Origin of the sequence: Curtobacterium sp. NPDC089689, from assembly GCF_044749145.1 — a bacterium.
Lineage (GTDB): Bacteria > Actinomycetota > Actinomycetes > Actinomycetales > Microbacteriaceae > Curtobacterium.
In genome coordinates, this window is record NZ_JBIVHJ010000001.1 from 1515971 (window position 1) to 1530512 (window position 14542).

Here is a 14542-nt window from a genome sequence, read left to right on the forward strand (position 1 = left end):
CGCGCCGGTCGGCGCGGCTGCACCCGCGCCTCCAGGCCGGAGGGGGTGACGCGCGGTGAGCGCGTTCACCGGGATCACCGTCGACCGGGAGGCGTTGATCGCCAACTACGCGACCGTCGCCGAACAGGTGGCACCGTCCGGCGTCATCGCGGTCGTCAAGGCGAACGCGTACGGGCACGGCGCGGCCGACGCCGCGCGGGCCTTCGTGGACGCCGGGGCGGAGTGGCTCGGCGTCGCGGACATCGACGAGGGGATCGCCCTGCGCGAGGTCGGCATCGACGAGGGGATCCGCATCCTCGCGTGGCTGCACGCCCCCGACGAGGACTTCCGTCGCGCCGCGCAGTACGGCATCACACCGGCGGTCTCCAGTGTCTCGCAGCTGTCGGCAGCGGCCGACTCCGAGGTGCCCGCCGTGCACGTGTGCGTCGACACCGGGCTGAGCCGCAACGGCGCCGTCGAGTCCGAGTGGGCCGAGCTCTTCGAGACCGCCGGTCGACTCGTCCGCAGCGGCTCCCGCACCCGTGTCGAGGGGCTCATGTCGCACCTGGCGAACGCCTCGCGGTCGGACGACCTCGACCAGGACGCCGCGCTCCAGCGTGCCCTCGACGGCCTCGCGGCGAACGGCATCGTGCCGGACATGGTGCACCTCGCGGCCAGCGCCGCGAGCATCGCCGTGCCGGAGACCCGCCGGGACATCGCGCGCGTCGGTGTCGCGCTCTACGGGCTGAGCCCCTTCGCGGACCGCACCTCGGCCGACCTCGGCCTCCGTCCCGCGATGCGCGTCACCGCGGCGGTGCTCCGGACCGTCCCGGTCCGCGCGGGCGAGGGCGCCAGCTACGGGTTCACCTGGCGTGCCGAGCACGACACCCGCCTCGCGGTCATCGGCCTCGGGTACGCGGACGGCTTCGACCGAGCACTCGGCAACCACGTCTCGGTCCGCATCGGCGACCGTCGCTTCCCCGTGGTGGGGCGCGTCGCCATGAACGCCATGCACATCGACGTCGGCGACGCCGCGGTGCAGGTCGGCGACGAGGTCGTCCTCTGGGGCGACCCTGCCGACGGCGACCCCGCGGTCGAGGAGTGGGCAGACGCGATCGGCACCATCAACTACGAGGTCGTCGCCCGCATCGGCCGCAGCGTCGAGCGGAGGACCACGTGAGCGCACCACTGCGACAGGCATCGGTCGACCTCGACGCCTACCGGGCGAACCTCGACCTGGTGCGCGAGTGGATGGAACCCGTCGAGCTCATGGCGATCATGAAGGCCGACGCGTACGGCCACGGGCTGGAGCCGATCGCGCTCGCCGCGGTGGACGCCGGGGTGCGGTGGATCGGCGTGCTGACCGTCCCGGCAGCCCTCCGGCTCCGGGCCATCGGCGTCGACGAGGACGTCCGCGTGTTCACGTGGCAGCACGCCCCGGACCTCGACTTCCGCGACGCGATCGACTCCGCGGTCGACCTCGGGGTCTCGAACGTGCCCGAGCTGCAGCGGATCGTCGACGCCGTCGACCACCGACCCGCGCGCGTGCACCTCGGCTTCGACTCCGGCCTCCACCGTGACGGCGCGACGCCGGAGGACTGGCCGGCCCTCGTCGCCGCAGCACTCGACGCCCAGCGCGCCGGTCGGATCGAGGTCGTCGCCGCGTACACGCACCTCGCGGAGTCGTCGGACGACGAGGACACCGCCGCGGTCGCCGCGTTCGACGAGGCCGTCGAGCAGGCCGAGGACGCCGGGCTCGACCTCCCGGTGCGGCACGTCGCCGCATCGCTGGCGGGGCTCGAACGCAAGGAGTTCCGGAAGGACATGGTCCGGATGGGGGCGAACCTGTTCGGCATCCCGGGCGCGGACGGCGTCTCCGCAGCCGACCTCGGTCTGGAGGCCGTGATGACGCTGCGTGCCTCCGTCGCGAAGACGAAGCGCGTGCCCGTCGACACGGGGGTCTCGTACGACTACACGTACCGCACGACCGCGGAGACGACCCTCGCGCTCGTCCCGGTCGGGTACGCGGACGGTGTGCCGCGACTCGCGCAGGGACGGGTGCAGGTCGCGATCAACGGGAAGCGGTACCCGATCGCGGGCCGGGTCGCGATGGACCAGTTCCTCGTGGACGTCGGCGACGACGAGGTCCGGATCGGGGACACCGTGACGCTGTTCGGCACGGGGGAGCACGGGGAGATGACGGTCCTCGAGTGGGGCGAGGCGCTCGACACCATCGGCGAGGAGATCGTCTGCCGCATCGGTGAGCGCGTGCCCCGCGTGTACGAGGGGCACGAGGCCGAGGGGCACGTGGCCGAGTACCTCCGGGGCGAGCGATGACCGAACCGCGCGTCCTCCTCGACACCACCGTCGCCACGACGGAGGAGATGGGCGACCTCGGTGCACGGCTCGCGGGCGTCCTGCGCGCCGGCGACCTCGTCGTGCTCACCGGTCCCCTCGGCGCCGGCAAGACGACGCTCACGCGGGGCCTCGGTGCCGCACTCGGTGCCCGGGGGCAGGTCTCCAGCCCGACGTTCGTGCTCGCCCGGACCCACCCGACGACGAGCGGGCCGGACCTCGTGCACGTCGATGCCTACCGCCTGTCGGACCCGCTGGAGCTCGACGACCTGGACCTCGACTGGGACGGCTCGATCGTGGTGGTCGAGTGGGGTCGCGGCTTCGTCGACGGCATCACCGACGACGTGCTCGACGTCGAGATCGTCCGGGCGACGGGCAGCGCCGGTGACCGGGCAGCCGACGAGGACCTCGACCCGGACGACGTGCCCGACGAACCCCGGCGGGTCATCGTGACCGGTACCGGTGGCCGCTGGGCCGGCGTCCGGCTCTAGGCCCGTCACCGCAGCGCGAGCACCTGCTCCGCCACGAGGTCCGGTCGGGTGACGAACGGGTGGTGTCCCGTGGGGACGTCCACCGACCGCGTCGCCCGCGCTGCGTGGGAGCGCTGGAGGCCGACGGTGGTGCTCCGGTCCTCCGTGCACACCACGTAGGTCGAGTCGACGCCCTGCCATCCCGCACCGGTCGTCGGCGTGACGAAGGCGGTGGCGTCCTGCGCCGTCACCCGCTCCCAGCCCGCCCGCTGCGTGTCCGGGTCGGCGTCCTGCAGGAACCGCGCCCCGAACGACGCGGCGTCGTACCCGCTGACCGCGAGCCGCCCCTCGCCCCCGTCACCGATCGACACCGGGTCCGGTTCGTCGGCCATGATCGTGCCCTGGGCGGTGCCGACGTCCGGGAGGTACGAGGAGACGAACAGCAGCCGAGCGACCGCCCGGTGGCGGCCCGCCTCGGCGATCACGGTCCCGCCGTAGGAGTGTCCGACGACGACCGCGCCGTCGGGGTCGTCGACGTCGTCGAGCGCTGCACGGAGCGCGGCCGCATCGGCCACGAGGCCGGACGTCCCGTCCGCCGCCGGTGCTTCGCCGCAGCTCGGGAGGGCGACCGAACGGCTCCGGACGCCAGCGCGGTCGAGCAGTGCTGCCGTGGGCGACCACCACCAGTCGCCGTCGCGGACGAGGGCGCCGTGCACGAAGAGCAGTTCCATGTCGGTGACGCTACGTCGTGGGGAGGTCACCGTTCCGGCGTTCCGCTCACAGCGATGGAGCAACCGTCGGGGACGCCTACGATGGACGGGTGCTGCTCGCGATCGACACCTCCGCCGGGACGTCCGTCGCCGTCGTCGACCCGTCGACCGGCCAGCAGCTCGCCAGCCGCAGCACCGAGGACTCCCGCCGTCACGCCGAGGTCGTCGGACCCTTCCTCGCCGAGGTCCTGGCGGAGGCCGGGGTCACCCCGGCGGAGATCACCGGCGTCGTCGCCGGCATGGGCCCCGGCCCCTTCACCGGCCTCCGCGTCGGCATCGCCGCCGCCCGCACCTTCGCCGCGGCGCGCGGCGTCCCCTTCCTCCCACTAGTGAGTCACGACGCCGTCGCGGCCGACCAGCCCCAGACCGATCAGCCGCGGCCCGGTCCGTTCGTCGTCCTGACGGACGCCCGGCGCCGCGAGGTCTACTGGTCCGCGTACGACGCCCACGGCGTCCGCGTCGCCGGCCCGGGACTCGCCAAGCCGGCGGACCTCGACGAGGCGATCCGCGCCTCCCGTCCGGAAGCGGTCACCTGGGAGCGCATCACCGCCGTCGCGATCCCGGCCTGGAGGCTCGGCGCGCTCGCCGCGGATCGTCTCGCCTCCGGCGCTCCCTTCGCCGACGACACCCCGCTCTACCTGCGCGACCCCGACGTGACGATGCCGGGAGCCCCGAAGCGGGTCGTCCGGTGACGGGCCTCCCCGACGGGCTGCGGCTCCGACCGGCCCACCCGCAGGACCTCGACGACATCATGTGGCTCGAGCACGTGTCGTTCCCCACGGACGCCTGGTCGGCGTCGCAGATGTCCGGCGAGCTGTACTCGCCGCACGGGTACTACGTCGTGGTCGAGACCGTGGCCGAGGGCACGGCGCCGACGGTCGTGGGGTACGCCGGACTGTCCTCGCTCGCGGGCAACCCGGTCGCCGACGTGCAGACCATCGCGGTCGCCGCCGAGCAGCGCGGGCGCGGCATCGGCAGGGTGCTCTTCACGGAGCTCCTCGACGAAGCGCGTCGTCGCGGCGTGCACGAGGTCTTCCTCGAGGTGCGGGCGGACAACCCGGTGGCGCAGGCGATGTACACCGCGTTCGGCTTCGAGCACATCGCCACGCGGCCCCGCTACTACCAGCCGGACGGCGTCGACGCGTGGGTGATGCGCGCGGAGCTGCCCGCGGCACCCGGCACCGGTTCCGTCGGGCCGATCGGACAGGAGGCGCTCGATGAGCACCGCTGAACCACTCGTGCTCGGCATCGAGACGAGTTGCGACGAGACGGGCGTGGGCATCGTCCGGGGGAACACCCTGCTCGCGAACGTCATCGCGTCGAGCATGGACGAGCACGCCCGGTACGGCGGCGTCGTGCCCGAGGTCGCCGCACGGGCGCACCTCGAGGCCATGACGCCGACGCTGCACGAAGCGCTCGACCGCGCCGGTGTCACCCTCGACGAGCTCGACGCCGTCGCGGTCACCGCCGGACCCGGGCTCGCCGGTGCGCTCATGGTCGGGGTCGGGGCTGCGAAGGCGCTCGCGGTCGCGACGGGCAAGCCGCTGTACGGGGTGAACCACCTCGTCGGGCACGTCGGCGCCGACGTGCTGCGCTCGGACGGCTCCGAGATCGAACTGCCCACGGTCGCGCTGCTCGTCTCCGGCGGGCACACCTCGCTCCTGCTCGTGCGGGACCTCGTGGGTGACGTCGAGCTCCTCGGCGAGACGATCGACGACGCCGCGGGCGAGGCGTTCGACAAGGTCGCGCGGCTGCTCGGCCTGCCGTACCCGGGCGGCCCGCAGATCGACCGGGCTGCCGCGGACGGCGACCCGACCGCGATCCGGTTCCCCCGCGGCCTGACGCTGCCGAAGGACATGGCGGCGCACCGGTACGACTTCTCGTTCTCCGGGCTGAAGACCGCCGTCGCCCGCTGGGTCGAGAAGTGCCGCGACGAGGGCCGCGAGGTCCCCGTCGCCGACGTCGCGGCGTCCTTCCGCGAGGCCGTGGTCGACGTGCTCCTCACGAAGGCCCTGAACGCGTGCCGCGACACCGGGGTCGACCGGCTCCTGCTCGGCGGCGGGGTGGTGGCGAACGCCCGCCTGCGTGCCGTCGCGACCGAACGCTGCGCAGCCGCCGGTGTCGCGCTCCGCATCCCGCCGTTCGACCTCTGCACCGACAACGGCGCGATGATCGCCGCAGTCGGTGCACGGCTCGTCGCCGAGGGGCACGCGCCGAGCGACCTCGGGATCGCCGCCGACTCGACGCTGCCGGTCACGACCGTCCAGGTCTGAGGCCCGGCGGCACCGCTCGGCGTCCTGCACGGGCTCGGGCTCCGTGTGGAACGATGGGGGCCGGTGTCCGACGAGTGGGTGCCGGGAGGGGTGGACGCGGTGTCCGATCAGAACCAGTGGCCGAGACCCGGCCAGTCCGACGAGCAGGCGAGCAGCGGGTACTCCGGCGCCCCGCAGCCCGACGGCAGCCGTGCGTCCGACCCGACGTCGACCCCGGCACCCGGTGAAGCACCGAGCGCGCCGCAACCGCCGAGCGCCCCGCAGCCGCCCGAGAACCCGTACGGCCAGAACCCGTACGGCGCGCAGCAGACCGGCTCGCAGCAGAACCCGTACGCGACGCCCGGGCAGGAGAACCCGTACGCCGCGCCGGGCCAGCAGCCGGGGTACGGGGCGCCGCAGCACCCGTACGCCGCGCCGAGCAACCCGTACGCCGCGCCGAGCAACCCGTACGCTGCGCCGAACCAGCAGCAGTACGGGCAGCCGCAGTACGGAGGCCAGCAGCAGTACGGCAGCCAGCAGCAGTACGGCCAGCAGCAGTACGGCGGCCAGTACGCCGCGGCGGGCTACCAGCCCTACGCGCAGCGCCCGAAGACGAACACCCTCTCGATCCTCTCGATCGTGTTCGCCTTCGCCGGCATCCTGATCTGGCCGATCATCATCCTCACGAGCCCGGCCGGCGCGATCATGGGCCACGTCGCCCTCGGCAAGATCAAGCAGAACGGGGAGAGCGGCCGCGGACTCGCGCTCGCCGGCATCATCGGTGGCTGGGCGCTGACGGGTCTCTGGATCCTCATCATCGGACTCCTGATCGCGCTCTCCATCGCTGCCCGCAGCGGGTCGGGCTACTCCGACGACCTCGGCTCGACGGGCGCGTTCATCCTCTGAACCCGACGCACGACCCGCACACGACGCACCCACGACGACGGCCCCCGCACCCGCGGGGGCCGTCGCGGCGTCCGGGGGACTAGCCGGCCACCTCGCCCAGCCGCTCGCACAGGATCGCGGTGTGCCGTCCCTCCAGGCGGGTGAGCACGAGCGTCACTGCGCGCCGCCCCCGGAGCCGCAACCGCTTCCGGAACTGCGCGGGGTCGACGTCGACTCCGCGCTTCTTGATCTCGACCGTCCCGACGTCGTCCGCGGCCAACCGTGCCGCGAGCTGCTTCACGTCGAGCGGCAGGGTGTCGACGACCCGGAACCCCTGCGCGAACGGCGTCGTGACGGCCTGGTCCGACGTGACGTAGGCGATGCCGTCGGAGAGCATGCGACCGTCGATCGAGCGGGCGAGGTCCCCGATGAGCCGTGCGCGGATCACGGCTCCGTCGGGCTCGTAGAGGTAGGTACCCAGGGCACCGACGGAGACGTCCGGGGCATCGGCGGCCCCGGTCAGCTCGGCGACCCCGTGCGCCCCGATCACGGTCGCGGCGCGCCGGACCCCGTCACGGGCCAGCGGGCCGAACCAGAGGGCCAGCTCGACGACCTCGCGGTCGACGGACACCCACTGCGCCTCGGCGGTGTCTGGGATGAGGTCGCGGTCGATGCCCGGGCCGAGCTTCACGCCGGTCGGGGTGGTCGTCGCGGCGGCGAACACGGTGTCGAGCGACGGCGACCAGTCGTCCGGGTCGGCCAGGCGCCGGGTGTTCCCGTGTCCGGCGGTGCGGCGGGCGGGATCCATCCACACGCCGTCGACGCGGGAGAGGTCGAACGCTGCGGCGTCGCCGAGCTCCACGCGGGCGCCCGGCCACGGCGCGAGGTTGTGCGTCGCGACCGCCGCGGTGACCTCGTCGCGGTCCACCGCGGTGACGTCGAGGTCGAGCGCGGCCATCGCCATCGCGTCGCCGCCGATCCCGCACCCGAGGTCGGCGACCCGCGAGAGTCCGGCGGCGGCGAACCGGCCGGCGTGCTGCGCGGCGACCTGCAGCCGGGTGGCCTGCTCGAGTCCGGCTTCGGTGAAGAGCATGCGCGAGGCGAACGGACCGAACTTCGCGCCCGCCCTCTGTCGGAGCTTCGCCTGGGTCAGGACGGCGGCGACGAGTCCGGGGTCGTGCCCCTCGCCGCGGAGGCGCGAGACGAGCCGGACGATCTCGCCGCCGTCGGAGACGCTCGGAGTACGGTCGAGCAGGGCCATCCCCTCGGGGGTGAGCAGCTGGGCGAGATCGGCGGCGTCCATCCTCCGATCCTCCCAGGTGCACACCGAGTCCACCGTGTTGGCACTCGGATTGACCGAGTGCCAACGACCCCCTAGAGTTGGCGTTGGCACTCTCCTGTGCGTAGTGCCAACCCGGTTTTCATCTGTACCGAGTCTGTACCGAGAAAGAAGAGGTCACCGTGGCCGTCAGCATCAAGCCGCTCGAGGATCGCATCGTCATCCGCCAGGTCGAGGCGGAGCAGACCACCGCTTCCGGTCTGGTCATCCCGGACACCGCCAAGGAGAAGCCCCAGGAGGGCGAGGTCGTGGCCGTGGGCCCGGGCCGTGTCGACGACAACGGCAACCGCATCCCGCTGGACATCGCCGTCGGCGACAAGGTCATCTACTCCAAGTACGGCGGCACCGAGGTCAAGTACTCGGGCGAGGACCTGCTGGTCCTCTCGGCCCGCGACGTCCTCGCGGTCGTCGTGCGCTGAGTCCAGCCCACTCCTCGAACGCCCCGTCGGCCACCTGATCGGCGGGGCGTTCGTGCGTCCGCGCTCGGTCCGGCGGGTGGTCACTGCGCGTTCCGGCACGGGCCCACGTCGCCGGTTCCGATGCGACGCGCCAGCGGCGGGGCGGCCGTGCCGATGGGGAGAGGCACGGTGCCGGTCCGCACCGTCGGTGCCGCTTCCTAGGATGGTTCCGTGAGTGAACCGACGACCGTGCGCCCGGCCCGCAGCGAGGCATCCGTCGGCGTCGCCCAGGCGATCGTGGCGTACGGGCTGTGGGGACTCATGCCGCTGCTCTTCGCGGCGATGTCCCCGGCCGGCGCGTTCGAGATCGTGGCGTGGCGGATCGTCTTCGGCCTGGTGTTCTGCGTCGTCGCGATCGCCGTCACCCGCTCGTGGCTCCGGACCCGCTCACTGATCGCCCAGCGCCGGGTGATGCTCGTGATGGGCCTCGCCGCGGTGCTCATCCTCGTGAACTGGACCGTGTACGTCGCCGCGACGACCACCGGCCACACCGTCGAGGCTGCGCTCGGGTACTTCATCAACCCGCTCGTCACGATCGCGCTCGGCGTCGTCGTGCTGCGCGAACGCCTCCGTCCGGCGCAGTGGACGGCCGTGGGCATCAGCGTCGTCGCGGTCGTCGTCATCGCGGTCGGGTACGGGCAGGTGCCGGGGATCTCCCTCGCGCTCGCGTTCTCGTTCGGGTTGTACGGACTCGTGAAGAAGCGGGTCGGCGGGACGGTCGACGCGCTGAGCGGCCTGACGATCGAGACCGTGTGGCTGCTGCCGATCGCGGTCGTGGCCCTCGTTGTCATGGGCGTGACGGGCCTCGGCGGCGGTGTGACGTTCACGAGCGAGGGGTGGGTGCACGTCCTCGTCACGGTGCTGACCGGCCCGGCGACCGCGGTCCCGCTGCTGCTCTTCGCGTCCTCGGCGCGGAGGGTGAGCCTGTCGACCCTCGGGCTGACGCAGTACCTCGCGCCGGTGATGCAGCTGCTCGTCGGTGTGGTCGTGCAGCACGAGCCGATGCCGCCCGAGCGGTGGATCGGCTTCGCGATCGTGTGGCTGGCGCTCGTCGTGCTCACGGTGGACAGCTTCGCCGCGGCACGGTCCTCGCGGCGTCGTGCCCAGGCCGCGCCGGTGGCGGACCCGGCCTGACCTGCCGGACGCGCGCCGTGCCTCCCGGCCGGTCCTGCGGACGGTCATGCCGAGATCGCGACGCGATCCTCCCTCTCCACCGCGAAAGCGACAGTCCCCCGCGGTCACACCGCGGGGGACTGTCGCTTTCGTGTACTTGGTCGTGCCTACTTCGAGACCGAGCCCTGGATGGCGCTCTGGTAGACGGGCTTGTTGTCGCCGTCGAACTTGTAGATGCCGATGTAGGCGCTCGACGGGTCGTTGTTGTCGTCGAACGGCCCGATGCCGGACGGACCCGTGTAGTGGATGTCCTTCCCGTCACCGAGGAGCGTCGAGCACTCCTTGAACGTCGAGCACTCGGTGCCACCGTCCGCCCCGGAGACCGCGGCCATGTTCTCCTGGATCGTGCCGGAGTCGGTGCCCTTGCCCTTCACCGCGGCGAGGGCGGCGAGCATCGTGGCGTCGTAGGACTCGGCCGCGTACGAGTAGTCGGCGAGGTCCTTGCCCGAGGACTCCTTGTAGAACGCGGCGAGCTTCTTCTTCAGGTCGTCCTTCGGCGAGGCGCCCGGGATGGTGCCCTGCGCGCCCTCGAGCGTGCCCTTGTCGAAGTCCTTCGAGTAGTCCGCGGTGTTGCCGTCGGACATGTAGATGCTCGACATGTTCGCGTTCTGCGCCTTGAGCTCCGGGATGATCGACTTCGTCTCGTCGAAGGCCAGGACGACGATCGCGTCCGGCTTCGAGTCGAGCGCCGCCGTCACCTCGGACGAGAACGTGGTCTGTCCGGGCGGGAACTCCTGGCCCTTGCCCTTGCCGCCGTAGACGACCTGGCCACCGGACGCCTCGACCGCGGCCTGCACCGAGTTGCGGAGACCCGTGCCGTAGGTGTCGTTGAACACGAGGAACGCGACCTTGGCGTTGCCGTCACCCGTGATGAGCTGGCCGAGGGCCGAACCCTGCACCGAGTCCGGCGGAGCGGTCCGGAAGTAGTACGAGGAGTAGCCCGAGAGGTCGGTCGCGGTGTTCGCGGGGGAGATCTCCACGATGCAGTTGCTCGTGAGCTGGTCGATCACGTTGAGCGTGACGGACGAGGACTCGGCACCGATCGCGACCGGGACCTTCGCGTTGACCAGCTTGGTCGCCGCGGCGCTCGACACGGTCATGTCGTTGCTGTCGCCGGAGTCCGTCGCCGGGCTGATCGAGACGTCCTTGCCGAGCACGCCGCCGGCCGCGTTGATGTCCTCGACCGCGAGGCCCACACCGGACTCGGCGGGCGGGTTGAGGTACGCGAGCGAACCGGTGAGCGGCAGGATCGTGCCGATCTTCAGCGCGTCGGTGCTGGGGGAGTCCGGAGCCTTGCAGCTCGCGGCCGGGTCCTTCTTCGCGCCGCCGGAGGCGGACTCCGAAGGCGAGCTGCCGCCCGAGGTGGTGGAACACGCGGCGAGCAGGAGCGCTGCCGCCCCCGCCACTGCCAGTGCCGAGGTGGCACGGGTGGTTCTGATCATCCGTGGAGCCCTTTCTCTGCGCGGGGGCCGGACCGCATCGGGTCGAGCGCGGTGTCCTCCGCGTGGGATGTCGAGAAAGCTAGAGCGGATCTGTTTCGCCCGTGTGACGATCATCCACCCCTGGATGTTTCGTTACAGACCCGTGATGAAAGCTGAGCAGCCGCACAACCGTGCCGTACCCCGGATGCACGAACGCCCCGCTCCTCACTGAGGAACGGGGCGTCCGGGGCGGTCGCGCGGACCGATCAACGGCTGTAGTTCGGGGCCTCGACGACCATCTGCACATCGTGCGGGTGCGACTCCTTGAGCCCTGCCGGGGTGATCCGGACGAACTTGCCGCGGGCCTTGAGCTCCGGGATGGTCCGGCCGCCGACGTAGAACATCGACTGCCGCAGGCCGCCGACGAGCTGGTAGACGGCGTTCGCGACGGAGCCGCGGTACGGCACCTGGCCCTCGATGCCCTCCGGGATCAGCTTGTCGTCCGAGGGGACGTCGGCCTGGAAGTAACGGTCCTTCGAGTACGAGGTCTTCTTGCCACGGGTCTGGAGCGCGCCGAGGGAGCCCATCCCGCGGTACGCCTTGAACTGCTTGCCGTTGACGAAGACGAGGTCACCGGGGGACTCGTCGGTGCCCGCGAGGAGTGAGCCGAGCATCACGGTGTCGGCGCCGGCGACGAGGGCCTTCGCGATGTCGCCGGAGTACTGCAGGCCGCCGTCGGCGATGACCGGGACGCCGGCTTCACGCGCCGCGAGGGAGGCCTCGTACACGGCGGTGACCTGCGGGACGCCGACGCCCGCGACGACGCGGGTGGTGCAGATCGACCCGGGACCGACACCGACCTTGACCGCGTCGACGCCGGCGTCGATGAGGGCCTGCGCACCCGCACGGGTCGCGACGTTGCCGCCGATCACGTCGACACCGGCGAACGCCGGGTCGGCCTTGATCCGGCGGACCATGTCGAGCACGCCCTCGCTCTCGCCGTTGGCGGTGTCGACGACGAGCACGTCCACACCGGCCTCGAGCAGGGCGGTCGCGCGCTGCCACGCGTCGCCGAAGAAGCCGATCGCGGCGCCGACGCGCAGGCGTCCGGCGTCGTCCTTTGTGGCGTCCGGGTACTTCTCGCTCTTGTCGAAGTCCTTGACGGTGATGAGGCCCTTGAGGCGACCGGCCTCGTCCACGAGGGGGAGCTTCTCGATCTTGTGCTCGGCGAAGATCGCGACGGCGTCGTCGGGGTCGATCCCGACCGGCGCCGTGATGAGCGGCGCCTTCGTCATGACGTCGCGCACGAGCGTGGTCTGGTGCTCGAAGGGGGCGACGAAGCGCATGTCGCGGTTCGTGATGATGCCGACGAGCTTGCCGTCGCCCTCGACCACGGGCAGGCCGGAGACGCGGAACTGTCCGCAGATCGCGTCGACCTCGGCCACGGTGGCGTCGGGGGTGGTCGTCACCGGGTTCGTGATCATGCCCGACTCGGAGCGCTTGACCTTGTCGACCGCTGCCGCCTGGTCGGCGATGGACATGTTGCGGTGCAGGATGCCGATGCCGCCCTGGCGTGCCATGGCGATCGCCATGCGGGCCTCGGTGACGGTGTCCATCGCCGCGGAGAGCAGCGGGACGTGCACCTGGATGCGCTTGGTGAGCCGGGACGTCGTGGACGCCTCGCTCGGGATGACGTCGGTGTGCCCGGGCAGGAGCATGACGTCGTCGTACGTGAGTCCGATGAATCCGAACGGATCCGGCTGGTCCATGAGTCCCCTTCGTGGGCTGGGTGTCGTGGGGCGGCACCTGAAGTGGTCGAGACACCGGGAACGCAGCGACGGGTTCCGGATGAGCAATGGTAACGCGCGCGGGTGTGCGCGCATTCCGGACCGTGGCACACCGCAGAACCTGTGCAGGATCACGGTCAGGGCACGATTTCTCCAGGGAACGTGGTGGAAACACGGGGGACACAAAAACTCCCTAGGGTCCTCGACTATCCGAACGAGAGGCTCATCCGTGGGTTCCATCACTCCGCCGGGACCAGCGCTGCGGCGCCGGTTCCGCCGAGGGGCGCCAGGCCGCAGCCGCCTGGTCCTCGCCGCAGTACTCTTCCTCGCTTTCCTCGCCACCTTCGCGGTCGACTGGGCAGTGTCGCCCGCGGCCCAGGCGGCGACGAGCAGTCCCAGCGCCAGCGCGTCTGCCTCGACCGGGCCGTGCGTGGTCAGCCCGACGAACGGGTGCATCCGCGGAACGATCCTCGACTCCGAGCGGGACCCCGCTGCGGGCGTCGCGGTGGACGTCGCGGGCGCCGGCGGTTTCGCCCAGACCGCGACGACCGACGACTCCGGTCGCTGGTCCGTGACGATCACGACGCCGGGACAGTACACGGTCAGTGTCGATCAGGACTCCCTGCCGAAGGGCCAGTACCTGACGAACGCCGCGGACGCCGAGCGCAAGGTGACCGCGACGCTCAACGCCAACGTCGGGCAGATCTTCCAGCTCTCCGACCAGCAGGGCGCCACCACGCAGGCCGACACGAGCAGCTTCAGCTTCACGCGCGCCTGGCAGCAGTTCGCCTCCGGCATCCGACTCGGGCTCCTCATCGCGCTCGCCTCGATCGGCCTCTCGCTGATCTACGGCACCACCGGGCTCTCCAGCTTCTCGCACGGTGAGCAGGTGACCCTCGGCGGGCTCCTCGCCTACGTCTTCGCGAACCAGCTCGGGTGGAACATCTGGGTGACGGGCATCGTCGTCACGCTGCTCTGCGCCGCGACCGGGTACCTCCAGGACGCAGCGATCTGGCGGCCGCTCCGGCGGAAGCGGATCAGCCTGACGCAGCTCATGATCGTCACGATCGGCCTCTCGATCGCCGCGCAGTACGCCTTCCAGTACTTCTTCGGCGCCGCGACCGTCCGGATCCAGCAGGGCAACCCGGAGACGATCACGTTCGCCGGCATCACCCTCACGGTGCAGTCCTACGTCGCGATGGCGATCGCACTCGTCGTGCTCGTCGCCACCGGGCTCTTCCTCGCCAAGACCCGCTTCGGTCGAGCGACCCGCGCGGTGTCGGACAATCCGGCGCTCGCCGCGGCGTCCGGCATCGACGTCGACCGGGTGATCCGGTTCGTGTGGACGCTCGCCGCCGGCCTCGCGGGGCTGTCCGGCGTGATGCTCGGCCTCGTGCTGAACGGTGTCAACTGGCAGACCGGCCTCCAGCTGCTGCTCCTCATGTTCGCGTCGGTGACCCTCGGCGGTCTCGGCACCGCGTACGGGGCGCTCGTCGGCTCGATGATCATCGGCATCGTCGTGGAGCTCACGAACCTCGTGCTGCCGGGTGACTTCAAGTACGCCACGGCCCTCGTGATCCTCATCCTCATCCTGCTGTTCCGGCCGCAGGGCATCTTCGGTCGCGCCGAGCGGATCGGCTAAGGGAGCGCGTC

Annotated in this window: 14 protein-coding genes; 10 read left to right on the forward strand and 4 right to left on the reverse strand. The window is 71.6% G+C overall.

All coding sequences use genetic code 11. The features are described from left to right. Window positions 1–55: 55 nt before the first annotated feature. Genes alr (ACIPYW_RS07415) through tsaE form a run of 3 tightly spaced genes read left to right on the forward strand, consistent with a single transcriptional unit; the run spans window position 56 to window position 2825 of the window. Window positions 56–1159, forward strand: coding sequence for an alanine racemase (gene alr, locus ACIPYW_RS07415; RefSeq protein WP_400412242.1), 1104 nt, complete (start codon window positions 56–58; stop codon window positions 1157–1159). Then, window positions 1156–2316, forward strand: a complete 1161-nt coding sequence (gene alr, locus ACIPYW_RS07420) for an alanine racemase (RefSeq protein ID WP_400412244.1) — start codon at window positions 1156–1158, stop codon at window positions 2314–2316. Before alr (ACIPYW_RS07415) ends, alr (ACIPYW_RS07420) begins: the two co-directional genes overlap by 4 nt. Continuing rightward, window positions 2313–2825, forward strand: coding sequence for a tRNA (adenosine(37)-N6)-threonylcarbamoyltransferase complex ATPase subunit type 1 TsaE (gene tsaE / locus ACIPYW_RS07425; protein ID WP_290133600.1), 513 nt, complete (start codon window positions 2313–2315; stop codon window positions 2823–2825). The genes alr (ACIPYW_RS07420) and tsaE overlap by 4 nt, the downstream gene beginning before the upstream one ends. A gap of 5 nt (window positions 2826–2830) precedes the next feature. On the opposite strand, the gene ACIPYW_RS07430 is transcribed toward tsaE, so the two are convergent. Continuing rightward, a complete protein-coding gene (locus tag ACIPYW_RS07430; RefSeq protein WP_400412245.1) occupies window positions 2831–3535 on the reverse strand; it encodes an alpha/beta hydrolase in 705 nt (234 codons plus the stop codon). 89 nt (window positions 3536–3624) lie between these two features. Here ACIPYW_RS07430 and tsaB point away from each other — a divergent pair, with 89 nt between their 5' ends. The 4 genes from tsaB to ACIPYW_RS07450 all read left to right on the forward strand — a co-directional run bounded on the left by tsaB (window position 3625) and on the right by ACIPYW_RS07450 (window position 6732). Next, a complete protein-coding gene (gene tsaB, locus ACIPYW_RS07435; RefSeq protein WP_400412247.1) occupies window positions 3625–4266 on the forward strand; it encodes a tRNA (adenosine(37)-N6)-threonylcarbamoyltransferase complex dimerization subunit type 1 TsaB in 642 nt (213 codons plus the stop codon). Beyond that, a complete protein-coding gene (gene rimI, locus ACIPYW_RS07440) occupies window positions 4263–4805 on the forward strand; it encodes a ribosomal protein S18-alanine N-acetyltransferase (RefSeq protein ID WP_400412248.1) in 543 nt (180 codons plus the stop codon). Before tsaB ends, rimI begins: the two co-directional genes overlap by 4 nt. Beyond that, window positions 4792–5847 (forward strand): tRNA (adenosine(37)-N6)-threonylcarbamoyltransferase complex transferase subunit TsaD, encoded by a 1056-nt coding sequence (gene tsaD / locus ACIPYW_RS07445; protein ID WP_400412250.1) that lies wholly within the window; start codon window positions 4792–4794, stop codon window positions 5845–5847. The genes rimI and tsaD overlap by 14 nt, the downstream gene beginning before the upstream one ends. A 63-nt stretch (window positions 5848–5910) precedes the next feature. Then, a complete protein-coding gene (locus tag ACIPYW_RS07450) occupies window positions 5911–6732 on the forward strand; it encodes a DUF4190 domain-containing protein (RefSeq protein ID WP_400412252.1) in 822 nt (273 codons plus the stop codon). A gap of 79 nt (window positions 6733–6811) precedes the next feature. Here the strand turns inward: ACIPYW_RS07450 and ACIPYW_RS07455 are convergent, their stop codons facing one another. Next, window positions 6812–8014: an SAM-dependent methyltransferase gene (locus ACIPYW_RS07455; protein WP_400412253.1), complete on the reverse strand. Its 1203-nt coding sequence runs from the start codon at window positions 8012–8014 to the stop codon at window positions 6812–6814. A 158-nt stretch (window positions 8015–8172) separates the two neighbouring features. On the opposite strand from ACIPYW_RS07455, the gene groES reads away from it, so the two are divergent. Both groES and rarD read left to right on the forward strand, forming a co-directional pair. Continuing rightward, complete coding sequence (gene groES, locus ACIPYW_RS07460) at window positions 8173–8469, forward strand: co-chaperone GroES (RefSeq protein WP_022904625.1); 297 nt, start codon at window positions 8173–8175, stop codon at window positions 8467–8469. A gap of 210 nt (window positions 8470–8679) precedes the next feature. Next, window positions 8680–9642: an EamA family transporter RarD gene (rarD, locus tag ACIPYW_RS07465; protein ID WP_400412254.1), complete on the forward strand. Its 963-nt coding sequence runs from the start codon at window positions 8680–8682 to the stop codon at window positions 9640–9642. A 146-nt stretch (window positions 9643–9788) separates the two neighbouring features. Here rarD and ACIPYW_RS07470 read toward each other — a convergent pair whose 3' ends face one another. Together ACIPYW_RS07470 and guaB are read right to left on the reverse strand one after the other, a co-directional pair. Continuing rightward, window positions 9789–11123: an ABC transporter substrate-binding protein gene (locus ACIPYW_RS07470; RefSeq protein WP_400412255.1), complete on the reverse strand. Its 1335-nt coding sequence runs from the start codon at window positions 11121–11123 to the stop codon at window positions 9789–9791. Window positions 11124–11368: 245 nt separating this feature from the next. Further along, window positions 11369–12871: an IMP dehydrogenase gene (gene guaB, locus ACIPYW_RS07475; protein ID WP_400412256.1), complete on the reverse strand. Its 1503-nt coding sequence runs from the start codon at window positions 12869–12871 to the stop codon at window positions 11369–11371. Between the two features lie 448 nt (window positions 12872–13319). On the opposite strand from guaB, the gene ACIPYW_RS07480 reads away from it, so the two are divergent. Continuing rightward, entirely contained in the window at window positions 13320–14531 is a 1212-nt protein-coding gene (locus ACIPYW_RS07480) for a branched-chain amino acid ABC transporter permease (protein ID WP_290133609.1), read from the forward strand. The last annotated feature ends 11 nt before the right edge of the window (window positions 14532–14542 follow it).

Coding starts and splice junctions, on each gene's coding strand:
- ACIPYW_RS07455 (WP_400412253.1), bottom strand. CDS start 8,014: ATGGACGCCGCCGATCTCGCCCAGCTGCTCACCCCCGAGGGGATGGCC.
- tsaE (WP_290133600.1), top strand. CDS start 2,313: ATGACCGAACCGCGCGTCCTCCTCGACACCACCGTCGCCACGACGGAG.
- tsaD (WP_400412250.1), top strand. CDS start 4,792: ATGAGCACCGCTGAACCACTCGTGCTCGGCATCGAGACGAGTTGCGAC.
- guaB (WP_400412256.1), bottom strand. CDS start 12,871: ATGGACCAGCCGGATCCGTTCGGATTCATCGGACTCACGTACGACGAC.
- ACIPYW_RS07470 (WP_400412255.1), bottom strand. CDS start 11,123: ATGATCAGAACCACCCGTGCCACCTCGGCACTGGCAGTGGCGGGGGCG.
- ACIPYW_RS07430 (WP_400412245.1), bottom strand. CDS start 3,535: ATGGAACTGCTCTTCGTGCACGGCGCCCTCGTCCGCGACGGCGACTGG.